The organism is Hymenobacter nivis, from assembly GCF_003149515.1.
Classification (GTDB): domain Bacteria; phylum Bacteroidota; class Bacteroidia; order Cytophagales; family Hymenobacteraceae; genus Hymenobacter; species Hymenobacter nivis.
Genome location: NZ_CP029145.1, coordinates 2800400 through 2816041, shown reverse-complemented (window position 1 = coordinate 2816041; position 15642 = coordinate 2800400). Strand labels below are relative to the sequence as shown.

Genomic DNA, 15642 nt, shown 5'->3' with positions numbered 1-15642 from the left:
GACTGCGTAACATCAGTTAATGAAGTTGTTTAGGAAGTCTGGAAATTCAAGGTTGAACGTCATGCTGAGCGCAGCGGAGCGGAGTCGAAGCATCTCTACTACTCCGCTAATCATTGACTACTGCTGCGGGAGAGGGGATTCGATTGCGCTCCGCTTCGCTCAGCATGACGATCTGACGACATCCTAAAACAGCCTCAATACCTGAAAAGCATCGTCCCCGAATCGTCCCCAAAATCCGACAAATCCGCTTTAATCCGCATAATCCGTGATTCAGACAATCCAGCGCCTCGCCGCTGCCCACGCCGCCGACACCGTGGCCGTGCGCCGGCACCTGCACGCCCACCCCGAACTCTCGTTCGAGGAAACCGCCACTGCCGCCTACGTGGCCGCCGAGCTGCGCAAGCTGGGCCTCGACCCGCAGCCCGTGGCCGGCACCGGCCTGGTGGCCCTGGTGGAGGGGCCCGCCGGGGCCCCCACCGTGGCCCTGCGCGCCGACATGGACGCGCTGCCCATCCAGGAGCTGAACAATGTGGACTACAAGTCGCAGAACCCGGGCGTGATGCACGCTTGCGGCCACGACGTGCACACGGCCTCGCTGCTGGGCGCGGCGCGCATTTTTGTAGCGCTGAGGGACGCGGGCCAGCTGCCCGGCACCGTGAAGCTGCTGTTTCAGCCCGGTGAGGAGCGCCTGCCGGGCGGCGCCTCGCTGATGATTGCGGAGGGCGTGCTCGAAAACCCCGCACCTGGCAGCGTGCTCGGGCAGCACGTGTTTCCGCAGCTACCGGCTGGCAAAATCGGGCTGCGGCCCGGCCGCTATATGGCCAGCACCGATGAGCTGTACCTGACCATCAAGGGCAAGGGCGGCCACGGGGCCATGCCCGAGCAAAACCTCGACCCCGTGCTGGTGGCGGCCCACATCATCGTGGCGGCGCAGCAAATCGTGAGCCGCCGCGCCAACCCCAAGCTGCCGTCGGTGCTTTCCTTCGGGAAAGTCATTGCCAACGGGGCTACCAACGTCATTCCCAACGAGGTGTATATCGAAGGCACCTTCCGGACCCTGAACGAGGAGTGGCGCAACGAAGCTCACCAGCACCTGCGCCAGCTCTGCGAGGGCCTGGCTGCCAGCATGGGCGCGGTGTGCGAGCTGGAAATCCGACGCGGCTACCCGTATTTAGAGAACGAGCCCGCCCTCACGGCTCGCACCCGCGCCGCCGCCGAAGAATACCTGGGCCCCGAAAACGTGGTAGAACTCGACCAGTGGATGGCGGCCGAGGACTTCGCTTACTTCTCGCAGGCGGCCCCGGCCTGCTTCTACCGCCTGGGCACGCGGGCTCCCGACGGCCGCTTCGCCGCTTCGGTGCACACGCCCACGTTCGACATCGACGAAAAGGCCCTCGCCGTGGGCCCCGGCCTGATGGCCTGGTTGGCCGTGCGCGAGCTGCAAGCCCTGGCCGGGCAGTAGCTTTAAAAGCTGGTTGGACCTGTTTGTGAATCAGCAAAAAAGAGCGGTCATGCAGAGCGCAGCGTCTTTACTGCTCATCTAATCATAATTGCTGCCGCGGCAAAGATGCTTCGCTGCGCTTTGCATGACCGTTCTTCTTCGTTCCTTCTTATTCCATAAATCTATTATCTTATCCCAATCATTACCCACTTTATGCGTCGCTTACTGTTACTAACGTTGCCCTTGCTGGGGCCCCTGATGCCCGCCCGCGCCCAAACCAGCCGCGATACTAATCCCCTGACCCTGGTGCCCACCGCCCAGGCCGAGCTGGCCCTGAAAAATGGCGACTACCTGTTGCTGCAAGTGGGGTCTTACCTTGCCACCAGCAACGGCTTTACCAGTTCGGGCTTGGAATCGGTGGCCTACGAGCACTTTTGGGCCCCCGCCTGGAGCGGTGGCGGCCGGTTGCAGGTGGGGCAGAGCGGTAGCAGCGCCGCGTTCGTGCCCGAGGTGCTGCTGCGCCACCGCTCGGCCCTGGGGCCCCTTACCTTCGGGCAGCGCCTGAGCGTGGAGCGGCGCTTCTACATCGGCAACTTCTCGCCGTCGTCCAACCAGAACTGGGTGCGGCTGCGGCTCGATTTGGAGAAAATTATTTCCCTTGGCGGGGCCGACCCGGCCACCGGCTTGGCCCTGCGCCCGCGCCTCAGCTTCGAGGCCGCCACCCACCTGCGCTTGCAAAAGGAGGCCACCGACCCCAGCGAGCGGTTCATCCAGTACACCAGCCTGCGGGCCGAAGTGGGGGTGCGTACGGGCCCCAGCTTCGACCTTACGCCCTGGCTTGCCTACGGCGCCGACTACCTGGTTACGCTGCCTCAGTACGACAGCACGGGCAAGCAAACCGCCGGCGGCAACCTCAACATGCGTACCCCGCTGCTGGGCCTCGATGTGCGCTACACCTTCGGGGCGGGCTGCGATGCGGCCGGCCGGCAGCAACTGCCTACCCAGCATTAGGTTGGACCCGGCTGCAGCCTGACGAATTTACCGTTCGCCGGGGCCTCGTCCGCTTCATATCGGCAAAAAAGGCACCCCAGCGGGGTGCTTTTTTTATTGGCCTAAGTATTGTAATTTGATGGGCCGGAACTGGGCCCCGCGGGGCCGAACCATTAGGGCACCAATCTGCTTTATATAACCAGGCAACCTTGCCGCACGAATTTGACTGCCTCGTGCGTTGCGGGGGGGCCAGCGGGTGGTAAATCCTGGCCGGTCGGTTCCGTTCTCATTTAACTATCTTCCTCTTTACCAATCATGCAAGCAAAACAAATGATGCTCGGCCTGTTCGGTTCCGCCATTTTGGGCGGAGGCGTGGCCGTGGGCGGGTACAAGCTTTTGGAACCCGCGCCCCGCACCTCCCAAACCGTGCTGGCCGCCGACCCGAACGTGCGCTACACGTCGGCCATGCGCAGCAGCACCTACGCCGCTCCCGAGGGCCTGAACTTTGTGGCCGCCGCGGCCGCCGTGACGCCCGCCGTGGTGCACGTGATGACCGAGTACGCCGCTGCGCCGCAAGACCGGCAGCACCAGCGGATGCAGATGGACCCTTTTCTGCGCCAGTTCTTTGGCGACGGGGGTGAGGGGCAAGGGCAGGAGCAGGGCGAAGGCCGAGAGCCCCGGGGTGGCGGCCAGGGCTCAGGCTCGGGCGTCATCATTGCGGCCAACGGCTACATCGTGACCAACAACCACGTGATTGATAAGGCCTCGAAAATCACGGTGGTGATGGACGACAAGCGCCGCTACGAGGCGGAGCTGGTAGGAGCCGACCCCAACACCGACCTAGCCGTGCTGAAGGTGAAAGCCGACAACCTGCCCTTCGTGAAGTACGGCAACTCCGACGACGTGAAGGTGGGCCAGTGGGTGCTGGCCGTGGGCAACCCGTTCAGCCTGAACTCGACCGTAACCGCCGGTATTATCTCGGCCAAGGGCCGCAACATCAATATCCTGCGCCGTGAAGACGGCATGGGCATCGAGTCGTTCATCCAGACCGACGCCGTGGTGAACCCCGGTAACTCGGGTGGGGCCCTGGTGAACCTGAGCGGCGACTTGGTGGGCATCAACTCGGCAATTGCCTCGCACACGGGCAGCTACGAGGGCTACTCCTTCGCCATCCCCAGTGCGTTGGTGAGTAAGGTGGTCGACGACCTGCTGAAGTACAAAGTGGTGCAGAGAGCCCTGCTCGGCGTACAAATGCGCGAAGTGGACGCCACCCTCGCCTCGGAGAAAAAACTGACCAACCTGAACGGCCTGTACGTAGCCGGCCTCACGCCCAACAGCGCCGCCGCCGCCGCCGGACTTAAGGAAGGCGACGTCATCACCGACATCAACGGCTTGGCCGTCAACACGTCTTCGCAGCTGCAAGAGCAAGTGGCGCGCTTCCGCCCCGGCGACCAGATTAAGGTAACTTACCTGCGCGGCGCCACGCCCACCACCGTGACGACCACCCTGCGCAACGCCACTGGCACCACCGCCGTGGTGCGCGAGGCTGCCGTAGCGGCCTCCGTGAAGTACGAAGGCGCCACCCTCTCCGTTGTGCCGACGCAGCTCCAGAATAAGCTCGACATCAAGGGCGGAGCCGCCATCACGGGCATTAAGGGTAGTAATTTCCGCGGGACCGGAATGGCCGATGGCTTCATCATCACCCGCATCGATAAGAACCTGGTGCGCAAGCCCGCCGACGTGCAGGCCTACCTCGACCAGGCCCGCGAAAACTCCGGGGCCCTCGTCGAGGGCGTGTACCCCGACGGCCGTAAGTCCTTTTACCCCATCGGGCAGGAGTAGGGCCCCAGGGCCCCCGAATAGCACGCCCCGGCCGGTTCGGCCTTGGCCTTACCCAAATCTCGAAAGCCCTTCTGGCCACATGGCCGGAAGGGCTTTTTTGGGCGGTTGCCTATTCATTTTGCTGCTTTTCGGGTGACGTTGATTAGCAAAAAAAGGTCTTGACGCAACATCCAAATAAGCTGGCGAAAGATTTGGGTAAGGCCGAGGCCGGTTCAGCCGGGACTTTTTTCGGGTATTTTTTAGGGATAAATTGGAAGGTTTTAAGTCGCTTCGCGGGGGAATACTATTGCCTGTAAGTATTTGAACATTAGGATACTGTGGCGATAAAAATGAGGCCTAAAAATTCAATTATTTCATTGTTCGGGTTGTATGTTTGTCGGCTTGCTGTGAAGTCTATTGCTCTTTTTTTCGCGTGAGGGGCTGCCCAGCTTGCCCGCTGCCTACGTCACCGCCCGGCCCCTGCATGGACACCGCCATCAATACGCTACACATTCAGAACTTTAAGTCGATTCGGAGTGCGCTGCTGCACCCGCGGCGGGTGAACATTATTATTGGGCAGCCCAACGCTGGTAAGTCGACGGTGCTGGAGGCCATGAGCTTGCTGGGCAGCGTGCCCTACGAGCAGCAGGACAAGTTTGTGGGCAGCTTTGTGCGCTACGACAAGCCCCGCCAGCTGTTCCACGACAACCTGACGGCCAGCCCCATCAAAATTGAAACCGACCGCGACCTGTGCCTGCTGGGCAAGTACAGCCAGGGCCCCGGCTACCGCTACGCCAGCTTCAGCCAGGAGGCCTACCGCGAGCTGCGCACCCAGATGGGCACGCCCCTGGCCGGCGGCCACCTCTCGCGGGCCGGCGACGACGGGGCCCTGCTCGACCGCCTGGGGCCCTACCTGCTGCGCACCGGGGGCCCCCCCACGCCAGGAGGGTACTACTACACCGAACTCGACAAGCGCGGCCGCCCCGGGCTGGGGGCCCCCGCCGAGGCCCGCTACCTGTCGTCGGGCTCGCCCTGGTACCCGCAGGCCGTGAAGCCCTACCGCTTCCGCAGCGAGGCCAAGCTGGCCGTGGCCCGGCCGGGCTCAGCCTTGTTTCCGCCCCACGGCGACAACCTGGTGCGGGTGCTGGAAACCAACGCCGATCTGCGCCGCGAATTCACGGGCCTGTTTGCCGCGCAGGGCCTGTCGCTGCGCGTGCGCGTAGACGCGGGCCGGCTGGAAATTTCGAAGGATCTGGACGGCCTGAGCTACGTGTACCCCTACCAAAGCACCGGCGATGCGCTGCGGCACTACGGCTTCCTGCTGGCCGTGCTCGAATCGAACCGCAAGGCCGTGCTGCTGCTCGAAGAGCCCGAAACCCACCTCTACCCCGACTACGCCACCGAGCTGGTGCGCCGCATTGTGGCCGGCAGCGGCAACCAGTTCTTCATCACCACCCACAGCCCCCACCTGTTCACGCAGGTCATCGAAAACATGGTGCCCTTCGAAAACAGGGCCCTGGAGCTGGCCGTGTTCGTGGCCCATTACCAGGACCACCAAACCAAAATCCGCCAGCTCTCCGACGAGGAGCTGCGCAACGTGCAGGGCGACAGTGCCCACGCCTTCCGCACCCTCAGCCGCGCCGCCACGCCCGAAGCGGTAGTAATGCGGTAGCCGGGGCCCCAAGGTTATGAATTACGGTGCCAGCGCCGGCCGCTTCTTGTAGCGGCCGGCGCTGCGCGTTTTGGGGCTGCTTGCGCCGTACCGTGGGGCGGGAGCTGCGCGCCACGCACTTGGCCTGGCCGCCGGTAGTTGATAGCCGGCCAGCGGCGCGGGGCCCCGGTTTAGCAGCGCCGCCCAGGGAAAATTGCTCGGAACGCTCGCGCCTAATTATTATTACTTAATTATATGATCTGCATAGTGTTACATGACCAAAGGGTTGATTATAAAAGTCTAATGGACTTAATTATTGGTTTGGCCGGCTTCTGCCGAAGCGGTAGGTTTGATGCCAGTACCTGATTGCTGCCACGCGGCCGGTGCCAACAAGCCATTCCCGCCATTCCCGCCATTCCCGCCTGCCCATGAAAGCATTTTTGTTGTTATCCCTGGCTCTGCTGCTGGGCTGCAAAAAGACCGAACAAGCCCCGGCCGACCAACTGCCCCCCGCCACCCAGACCGGGGCCAACACCCTGGGCTGCCTCGTCAACGGCCAGCCCTGGACGCCCCAGGGCTATAATGGGTCATCAAATTATAGTGTGGTTTATGACCCTACCTTCCGATTAGAGCGGATTTCAGAATAGTATACGGGTTTGGTGGTATCTTCTGATTATGAAAGCGTATTCTCTTGATTTGCGCGAACGCGTGGCGGCCGCTAGTGCGCAGCCCGGCCGCACCATGCCAGCCGTGGCCGCCCAGTTCAGCGTCTCGGTGTCGTTTGTGGAAAAGCTGCTGCACCGCCAGCGCACTACGGGCTCGGTGGCGGCACTGCCCCCGCATCCTGGTCCAGCGCCGGAACTGGACGCGGCCGCCCGGAACGAATTGCGGGCCTGCCTGCGCCAGGAGCCCGATGCCACGCTGGCCGAATTGTGCACCTGGCTGGCCGCCATTGGTGGTCCGGCCGTGAGCCAATCGACCTTGTGGCGAGCCGTGCAGGCGCTGGATTGGCGGCGAAAAAAAAGAGCGTTCACGCCGCTGAGCGCGACACCCAGCGGGTCGTAGCCCTGCGCCGGGCCTTTGTCGAAGCGGTGCAAGCCGAAGATTTCACCTGTTTGAAGTTCGTGGACGAGACCAGTACCAACCTGACCTATTGCCGCCGCTACGCCCGGGCCGAAGGCGGGCAGCGCGCCCACCAGGCCACGCCCCTGCACGGGGGGCCGAACGTGACGCTCGTAGCTGCCCTGACGCCCACCGGCCTGCAAGCGGCCATGACCCTGAGCGGGGCCGTCAACGGGGACGTGTTTGCCGCCTATCTCGACCAGGTGCTCGGCCCCACCCTGGTGCCCGGCGACGTGGTCGTGCTCGACAACCTGCCGGCCCATAAAGTCGCTGGACTGGCCCAACTCGTGGAAGCCCGCGGAGCCCGCCTGCTTTACTTACCCCCTTACTCGCCTGACTTCAATCCCATTGAGTTGGCCTTCAGCAAGCTCAAAACCTGGCTGCGCAGGGCCCAGGCCCGCACCCGAGAAGCGCTGGAAGGCGTTATCCAGACGGCCACTGAATGGATAAGTGAGCAGGATGCTAGAAACTGGTTTGACCATTGTGGATACCACGTACAGTAACCTGAAATTCGCTCTAGGTACGCTCAATATCGCCGCATATCGATATGCTAACAGTCAAGTCAAGCAAGAGGTCATCGGCATTTTTTCCGACAGTCTGCTTCCTGGCCCTGGCCACTACAAGCTCAGAACATTAGGACACCACGGAGCCGGCTTTGTGAATGGCCCCATCAATTGCACTTATTATTCAACCGACCCCACAATATTTTGTTGTGGGTCCTTAACGGTCAAGCGCTTAGACCTGCAAGCGGGCATCATCGCGGGTACGTTCGATTTCGTCCTAGCCAAGCCAGGCTGTGACTCGGTGCGCGTCACCCAGGGCCGCTTCGATAAGCGGCTTTAGCTACTGCCGGAGCTGGGGCCCCGGGGCCCTAAATCGCACCAAAAAGGCCCCGCCGGAACATCCGGCGGGGCCTTTTTTGAGGGAAGCGGCGGCGCTACTTGGTGTCGCTGGGCCGCATTTTCTCCTTGGTGGTTTTGCCGTCAGCGTCCTTGGTTTTGCGCTTCACCTTGCCAATGGGCTCGGCGGGCGCGGGGGCCGGCATGGCGGCGGCGGCCGGGGCAGGAGCGGCGGCCGGCACGGGCTTGCCGTCGGTGTCCAGCTCCACTACTTCGTAGCCCAGGGCCTGCACGGCGGGTAGCTGCTTTTTGTCGCCCACCACCACGATGTACATGCTTTCGGGCAGGTCTTTCTGGGCGGCGGCTTGCACGTCGGCGCGGGTCAGGTTCTTCAGGATGGTGGCCTGCTGCGTCACGTAGTCGGGCTTGAGGTCGTACTCGACCAGGCGGGCGAGGAAGGCCGCTTTCTGGCCGCCGGTTTCGTACTTCAGCGCGTCGCTCTGGCCCACCGACGACTGCAGGAAAGCCAGTTCGTCGTCGGTAATGCCGGCGCGGTAACCCGAGATTTCGCTCATAAATTCCTTCACCGAGGCGGCGGTGGCGTCGGCGCGCACGCCGGCCTGGGCCGTGAAGGGCCCCGGGTTGCGCGTGCTCTGGAAATACGATTGGGCCCCGTAGGTATACCCCTTGTTTTCGCGCAGGTTCAGGTTGATGCGCGAATTGAAGGCGCCGCCCAGCACGTAGTTGGTCAGGTAGGCTTTGTAGTAGTCGCCGGTGGCGTCGTAGGGCAGGGTGGTGAGGTAGCCCACCCGGATTTCCGACTGCGCCGCACCGTCCTTGTCCACGAAGTATACCCGCGTTTTGTCGGGCTGCGGAATGGCGGCCACCGTGGGCGGGATCACCACGTTCTTCTTGGCCCAGGTTTTCAGGAAGTCGAGCTTAGGCAGCACGTCGGCCTCGGCCACGTCGCCCACCACCACCAACGACGACACGTTGGGCGCGTAGTTAGCGGCGTAAAAGGCCTTCACGTCGTCGAGCGTAATGCTCGTCACCGACGCCGTGGTGCCGATGGCCGGCACGCTCATAATGCTGGCCGGGCCGTACAGCAAGCGGCCGTAGGTATTGTCGGCGATGGCCACCGGCAGCGTCACTTGGTTGGCGATGCCCTCCAAGGTTTGCTTTTTGAGGCGGTCAAAGTCGGCGGCGTCGAAGCGCGGGTGCAGCAGCACGTCCTGCATGAGGGCCAGGGTGGCGGGCAGGTTTTTCGTCAGCGACTGCACGTACACGGTCGTGTTGTCGTTGCCGGCGTTCACGCGCACGGTGCTGCCGAGCTGGTCGAGGGCAGCGCTCAGTTGCTCGCCGGTATACTTGGTGGTGCCTTCGTTCAGCAGGGCCGCCGTGAGGGCGGCCACGCCGGCCTTGCCGGGGTCGGCCTGCTCCAGGCGGTGGCCGCCGCGGATGGTGAGCAGCATCGTCACGGCCGGAATTTCGGTGTTGCGGGTGCCCACCACTTTCAGGCCGTTGGCAAACGTGGCTTCGTACAGCGCCGGCACCTTCACCACGGGGTTGCCGCTGCTCTTGGGCTGCTTGCTGCGGTCAAACGTGTCCTGGGCTTTCACGTAAGTCAGGCCCGCGTACTGGTCCTTGGGGGCCTGGTAGCCCGAGGGGTCCACGGTATAGTTGTCCTTCTGGGCCACCATTTCGGGCTTGCCCTTGGGCACCACGCTCAGGATGACGGCGTGCTTGCCCTTAAGGTACTTGTCGTACACGCGTTGCACGTCGGCCTTGGTGAGGGCCCGCAGGCGCTGCAACTCTACGGCCAGGTAGTTGGGGTTGCCGGTGTAGGTTTGGTAGGCGGACAGTTGGCTCACCTTGCCCTGCACACTGGCCAGGCTGTTCACCACCTGGGCTTCGCGGCTGGCCTTAAAGCGCTGCAAGGCGGCGTCGCTAACGCCGGTTTTCTCAAACTCAGTCAGGCTCTGGCGCAGGCGCACCTCGGTGCTGTCGAGGCCTTTGCCGGGGAAGGGGAGGGCCTGCACCACGAATTGGCCGGCCAGCTCGGAGGTATTGCTATAGGCTACGGCCTGCACTGCCTTCTGGGTTTTCACCAGGTTCTTGTAGAGCAGCGAGTTGTTACCCTGGCCAATAATTTCGGCCAACGCTTCGAGCGCCACGTCGTCGGGCGTGTTCTGGGGCACGGTTGGGAACACCAGCTCCACCAGCGGGAAGCGTACGTTGTCCTCGTAGCTCACGTAGCGGTCGGCGCTCAGCACGGGCTCGGGCAGGTGCTGGTTTTGCACCGCGGGGCCCCGCTTGATGGGCCCGAAGTACTTCTCGGCGTACTTAATCACGTCGGCCGTTTTCACGTCGCCGCCTACGGTCAGCGTCGCATTGTTGGGGCCGTACCAGCGCAGAAAGAAGTTCTTGAGGTCGTTGACGTTCGAGGCGTCGAGGTCCTTGAGGTAGCCGATGGTTAGCCACGAGTAGGGGTGGCCGTAGGGGTACAGCGTTTTGGCCACGTACTCGCCGGCCAGGCCGTAGGGGCGGTTGTCGTAGTTCTGGCCGCGCTCGTTTTTCACCGTCGAGCGCTGAATCTCAAATTTTTTCTGGTTCACAGCGTCTAGTAGGAAGCCCATGCGGTCGGCTTCGAGCCACATCGCGGTTTCCACCTGGTTGTTGGGTACCGTTTCGTAGTAGTTCGTGCGGTCCTGGTTGGTACTGCCGTTGAGGGTGCCGCCGGCGGCCGTCACAATTTTGAAGTGCTGCTGGTCACCCACGTGGTCAGAGCCCTGGAACATCATGTGCTCGAAGAAGTGGGCGAAGCCCGACTTGCCGATTTGCTCGCGTGCCGAGCCCACGTGGTAGGTTACGTCCACGTGCACCAGCGGGTCGGAGTGGTCCTCGGTCACCACCACGGTCAAGCCGTTGGGCAGTACGTATTTGCTGTACGGAATGGTAAGGTCCCCGGGCTTGCGCGTCACGGTTTCTACCAGCTTGGCGCCGGTGGCGGCGGGCTTAGCGGCCACCACGGTTTTGGGCTTGGGAGTGGGTTTCTTCTTGGTTTGGGCGGCGGCCGGTTGCAGAGCCAGCGCTATGCCCAACCCCATCAGCCAGAGTCTTTTTTGCATCATAAAAGGAAAGAAAGGAAAATGGTGAACATGCCGGCAAGGTAGTGGTAAAAGGATATGGTTTCTTCACCTACCGCTGCACAGCGTCAGGTTTTTGGCCCCCCGGGGCGGCGGGTGCTCCGGGGCCCTACTTTTGCCGGGGCCAGCCGCGCATCGCGGCCCGTCCCATTGCCTTCCCACCCGTCGCCATTTTATACATGAAGCAAGCCCTCGAACAAGAAACCGCCGCCGACCTCGCCGTGCCCGGTGGCCACCTCCACGCCGACCCCCACGGCCTCCAGGACGTGCTGCGCGAGCTCGGCGTCGAAGCCGATAACGCCGCCTACTGCACCGGCCGCGCTTGGGGCGGGGCCCCCAACGCCGACCGCCGCGTCATCAACGCCCCCGCCGACGGGCAGCGCATTGCCAGCGTGGCCTTTGCCACGGCCGCGGACTACGAAACTGTGGCGCAAGCTGCCGCCGAGGCCTTCAAAACCTGGCGCTTGGTACCAGCCCCCAAGCGCGGCGATATCGTGCGCCAAATCGGTAACAAGCTGCGCGAATACAAGGAGCCGCTGGGCAAATTAGTGAGCGCCGAGATGGGTAAAATACTGCAAGAAGGCCTGGGCGAAGTGCAGGAAATGATTGATATCTGCGACTTTGCGGTGGGCCTGAGCCGCCAGCTGCACGGCTTTACCATGCATTCGGAGCGGCCCGCGCACCGCATGTACGATCAGTACCAGCCGCTGGGCGTGGTAGGCATCATCTCAGCCTTCAACTTCCCGGTGGCCGTGTGGAGCTGGAACGCCATGCTGGCCGCCGTCTGCGGCGACGTCAGCATCTGGAAGCCCTCGGAAAAAACGCCGCTCACGGCGGTGGCCGTGCAGCACATCATTAAGAGCGTGCTGGCCGACAACGACATTCCTGAGGGCGTGTTCAACCTGATTATCGGCGACGCCACCATCGGCGCGGCCCTGGCCGCCGACCGGCGGGTGCCGCTGGTGTCGGCCACGGGCAGCACCCGCATGGGCCGCAAGGTGGGCGAAGTGGTGGGGGCCCGCCTGGGCCGCGCCCTGCTGGAGCTGGGCGGTAACAACGCCATCATCGTCACCAAAAACGCCGATCTCGGCATCGCCATCCGCGCCATTGTGTTCGGGGCGGTGGGCACGGCCGGGCAGCGCTGCACTAGCACCCGCCGCGTCATCATCGAGGACAGTATTTTTGAGGACGTGAAGCAGCGCTTGCTGGCCATCTACCCCAAGCTGCCCATCGGCCACCCGCTGCAAGAAGGCACCCTCGTGGGGCCCCTGATTGACGGGGCCGCCGTAGCCGCCTTCACCGGGGCCCTGGCAAAAGTGCAGGCCGAAGGCGGCAAATTACTGACCGGCGGCGAGGTACTGAGCGGTCCCGAATACGCCGGCGGCCACTACGTGCGGCCCGCGCTGATGGAAGTGGAAAACCACTACGCCACGGTGCAGGAAGAAACCTTCGCCCCGATTCTCTACCTCATCAAGTATATCGGCGAAGTGCAAAACGCCATCGACTTACAGAACGACGTGCGCCAGGGCCTGAGCAGCAGCATCTTCACCCTGAACATGCGCGAGGCCGAAGCCTTCCTGGCCGCCACCGGCTCCGACTGCGGCATTGCCAACGTGAACATCGGCACGAGCGGGGCCGAAATCGGCGGGGCCTTCGGCGGCGAAAAGGAAACCGGCGGCGGCCGCGAATCCGGCTCCGACGCCTGGAAAGTGTACATGCGCCGCCAAACCAACACCATTAACTATTCCACCGAACTGCCGCTGGCCCAGGGTATTAAGTTCGACGTGTAGGGCCCCCGGGTGGGTTTGATAGCCAATAGAAACGGCCCGCCTGATGCTTCAGGCGGGCCGTTTTACGGTTCTAAATCAAGTGGTAGCAAGCCGCTACGCACGGCAATTACCGAAATACAGCCGTCGCTGAGCAAGCAGTAAACAATGCGGTACTGACGGTACAAGAGTTCTCGAACGGAGGGCTGCTAGTATTCGGGCACCATGCGGCCAAGCTGGGGAAACGACTCCAATTGGGCCACTTTGGCAAAAACCGATTCCACGAAGCGCGTAGCCGCACTGGCCGAATGGCCGGCTAAATGTTCCCTGATGGCTAAAATATCTTCCAGGCAAACGGTGAGAAACTCAGGCCGTATGGGAGGTCGCGTTTATCAAGCGCTGCGCTTCCTCGAAAGAAACACCGTTACTGGGCTGCTGGGATAGCGCGATTCGCTCGTCCAGGTGCTGCACGAACAGCAGCCGCTCGATTAAATCCTCCAACTGGAAGTCATCGGGCAAGTTTTGTAAAGAATTTATTACCTGTTCTTTCGTCATAGGAAATAAATTTAGGCGATGATATACAAGTGAACACTAAATAAAATCAGATATCGTAACAACCTACTGATTTTATCCGTATCTTTACACCAGTAAACTAGCCCTTGGTGTAATGTCGCTCCCGTTCAAAAGCCTGCTTGACTTGGTAAAAGCCTTTCCCGACGAGGACGCTTGCTTTAGCCACTTGGAGAAACTGCGCTGGGCTGGCGAGGTGGTTTCGCCCTTCGACCCTACTTCTAAGGTGTACAAGTGCGCGGGCCACAAGTTCAAGTGCAAGAACACCAACAAGTACTTTACGGTCAAGAACGGGACTATTTTCGAGGACACCAAGATACCGCTGCAAAAGTGGTTCATGGCTCTCTATATCTTTTCGAGCCACAAAAAGGGCATCAGCTCGCACCAGTTGGCCCGCGATATTGACGTAACGCAAAAAACGGGTTGGTTCCTGCTTCACCGTCTGCGCTATGCCTTCGCGCATCCCAACTTTCAAGCGATGATGGAAGGCGTAGTAGAGGTAGATGAAACCTTTGTGGGCGGCAAGGAAAGCAATAAGCACAAAGACAAGAAAACGGCGGGCAACCAGGGCCGCAGCCTCAAAACCAAGGCGGCTGTGTTCGGGATGCTAGAGCGCGAAGGCAACGTGGTGGCCGTAGTGGTGCCCGCCGTAGATGCGGCTACGCTGCTACCCATCATGGAAGAGCAAGTGCAGGCAGGTGCTACGATTGTGAGCGACGAGTACCAGGTGTATCAGAAGATGTCCGAGGTTTACACGCATGAGTACGTGCGGCACAGTGCTAAAGAGTACGTGAACGGGCTGGCGCACACCAACGGACTGGAAGGCTTTTGGAGCCACTTCAAGCGCATGGTAGATGGCATCTACCACTACATGAGCCTAGAGCATCTGCAAGCCTACGTGAACGAGTTTTCGCTACGGTGGAACACGCGCCGGATGCAAACCGCCGAACGCTTTGACTTGGTACTGGGTAATGCTGCCGGACGCTTGACCTACAAAGCACTGATTGCACACTAAGTAATTATAACATAATTTTGACAGGTTGTATTTTCACTTAAAATTGCATCATATTATGTTATATTTTTGAAAGACAGAATATTACGTAATGATACTTATTGGATTAAAAAAAGACATACTTTTCTAGGCCTTTTTAAAATGCAATTGAAATGAAGAATAAGCTAACAATGACGGTTCAAAGTCATCCTATCCTGGTAACAGATGTGTTAGGTCAGAAATACATCAATATCAGCCAATTAGCCGCTGCTGGCACGAAAGCAGGGGAGGATGCGGGCCAAGCAGTGTCTACTTGGCTTCGAGCTGGTGATACGATGAAGTACTTAGCTGCTTGGGAGAAGCTTTATGGTTCTAAAGGAGACTTTGGAGACGACGCCTTCCAAGAGCATATGGCGGATATTACCCGCAAAAGCTTCTCTATGTCGCCAGACCGTTGGGTAAAAACTACCAATGCTATTGGTATTGAAGTGAAGCGCGGCCGTGGCGGGGCCGTATTCGCTCACGAAGACATTGCTTTAGAATTTTGCACTTGGCTTGACCCCGTTTTCAAACTCTATGTTCTCAAAGAGTTTCAGCGGCTAAAGGAGGAGGAGCAAAAGGTACAGACTCCAGACTGGACAATCAAGCGATTGCTAAGCAAAGTCAATTATCGTATTCAAACGGATGCGGTACGTGACCACTTGTTGCCCACGTTGAAGATTGCTCAAAATAAAGAGCGATTTGAATACGCGGAAGAGGCGGATGTATTGAACCTAGCGGTTTTTGGTATAACAGCTAGGGAATGGCGAGAGACTAACCCCGCAAGGGCATTGCAAGGATATAATCTTCGTGATAATGCTGGCACTCACGAGTTGGCCGTTATTGCCAATTTAGAAGTAATTAATGCGATGCTAATGAAAGACCAGCATCCCAGGGCAAAGCGACTGGGATACCTTTCGGAAATGGCAGCAGACCAACTTAGATCATTAAGTAAATTAGATATTGCTAAGTCAATGGAAGCCACGCAAAAAATACGTAGGCTACCACCCAAGCCAGCCAATGAATTTGATGCGAGTTTGAAGGGCCTTATGGCTATCCCCCCACCGCCGAAACCAGAAAAGCGCAAGAAACCCGAGCCGCCGAAGGATAATGAGGCAGATGGGGAATCTGACGCTGAATTAGTACCGGCTTAGAATAGAAATAGCCCCGTATTACTACGGGGCTATTTTATGCAGCTAGTGTTCACACGTATATCATTGCCTAAATTTAAGGCACTACCAAAGTACGCCCGCGCGCTGGCAAAAG

At 60.5% G+C, this 15642-nt stretch carries 14 protein-coding genes; 11 read left to right on the top strand and 3 right to left on the bottom strand.

Annotation, left to right across the window (positions count from 1 at the left end; genetic code table 11):
• Window positions 1–265: 265 nt before the first annotated feature.
• The 8 genes from DDQ68_RS12460 (at window position 266) to DDQ68_RS22855 (ending at window position 7868) form a co-directional block, all read left to right on the top strand.
• Entirely contained in the window at window positions 266–1462 is a 1197-nt protein-coding gene (locus tag DDQ68_RS12460) for a M20 metallopeptidase family protein (RefSeq protein ID WP_109656598.1), read from the top strand.
• Window positions 1463–1654: 192 nt separating this feature from the next.
• On the top strand, window positions 1655–2452 hold the full coding sequence (locus tag DDQ68_RS12455) for a hypothetical protein (RefSeq protein ID WP_162550069.1): 798 nt from the start codon (window positions 1655–1657) through the stop codon (window positions 2450–2452).
• A 294-nt stretch (window positions 2453–2746) separates the two neighbouring features.
• Window positions 2747–4273, top strand: a complete 1527-nt coding sequence (locus DDQ68_RS12450) for a S1C family serine protease (RefSeq protein WP_245897034.1) — start codon at window positions 2747–2749, stop codon at window positions 4271–4273.
• 463 nt (window positions 4274–4736) lie between these two features.
• A complete protein-coding gene (locus DDQ68_RS12445) occupies window positions 4737–5924 on the top strand; it encodes an AAA family ATPase (protein ID WP_109656596.1) in 1188 nt (395 codons plus the stop codon).
• Between the two features lie 407 nt (window positions 5925–6331).
• Window positions 6332–6550 carry a Riean_0653 family protein gene (locus tag DDQ68_RS22860; protein ID WP_162550068.1) on the top strand — a complete coding sequence of 73 codons (219 nt, stop codon included), beginning with the start codon at window positions 6332–6334 and terminating at the stop codon, window positions 6548–6550.
• Between the two features lie 28 nt (window positions 6551–6578).
• Entirely contained in the window at window positions 6579–6968 is a 390-nt protein-coding gene (locus DDQ68_RS12440; protein WP_211320143.1) for a helix-turn-helix domain-containing protein, read from the top strand.
• Window positions 6887–7528, top strand: a complete 642-nt coding sequence (locus DDQ68_RS12435) for an IS630 family transposase (protein WP_245897033.1) — start codon at window positions 6887–6889, stop codon at window positions 7526–7528. The genes DDQ68_RS12440 and DDQ68_RS12435 overlap by 82 nt, the downstream gene beginning before the upstream one ends.
• Entirely contained in the window at window positions 7509–7868 is a 360-nt protein-coding gene (locus tag DDQ68_RS22855) for a Riean_0653 family protein (protein ID WP_162550066.1), read from the top strand. Before DDQ68_RS12435 ends, DDQ68_RS22855 begins: the two co-directional genes overlap by 20 nt.
• A gap of 94 nt (window positions 7869–7962) precedes the next feature.
• Here the strand turns inward: DDQ68_RS22855 and DDQ68_RS12430 are convergent, their stop codons facing one another.
• Window positions 7963–10995, bottom strand: a complete 3033-nt coding sequence (locus tag DDQ68_RS12430) for a M16 family metallopeptidase (RefSeq protein WP_109656594.1) — start codon at window positions 10993–10995, stop codon at window positions 7963–7965.
• Window positions 10996–11189: 194 nt separating this feature from the next.
• Between DDQ68_RS12430 and amaB the strand changes: the two genes are divergently transcribed.
• Window positions 11190–12800 (top strand): L-piperidine-6-carboxylate dehydrogenase, encoded by a 1611-nt coding sequence (gene amaB / locus DDQ68_RS12425; protein ID WP_109656593.1) that lies wholly within the window; start codon window positions 11190–11192, stop codon window positions 12798–12800.
• 185 nt (window positions 12801–12985) lie between these two features.
• Here the strand turns inward: amaB and DDQ68_RS24775 are convergent, their stop codons facing one another.
• The gene (locus tag DDQ68_RS24775) at window positions 12986–13108 is read right to left on the bottom strand and encodes a hypothetical protein (RefSeq protein WP_369076540.1); all 123 of its coding nucleotides are present in this window, start codon (window positions 13106–13108) and stop codon (window positions 12986–12988) included.
• Window positions 13109–13142: 34 nt separating this feature from the next.
• Complete coding sequence (locus DDQ68_RS12415) at window positions 13143–13331, bottom strand: hypothetical protein (RefSeq protein ID WP_109656592.1); 189 nt, start codon at window positions 13329–13331, stop codon at window positions 13143–13145.
• Window positions 13332–13443: 112 nt separating this feature from the next.
• Here DDQ68_RS12415 and DDQ68_RS12410 point away from each other — a divergent pair, with 112 nt between their 5' ends.
• Window positions 13444–14361 (top strand): IS1595 family transposase, encoded by a 918-nt coding sequence (locus DDQ68_RS12410; RefSeq protein ID WP_109656591.1) that lies wholly within the window; start codon window positions 13444–13446, stop codon window positions 14359–14361.
• A gap of 149 nt (window positions 14362–14510) precedes the next feature.
• On the top strand, window positions 14511–15530 hold the full coding sequence (locus DDQ68_RS12405) for a KilA-N domain-containing protein (protein ID WP_109656590.1): 1020 nt from the start codon (window positions 14511–14513) through the stop codon (window positions 15528–15530).
• The last annotated feature ends 112 nt before the right edge of the window (window positions 15531–15642 follow it).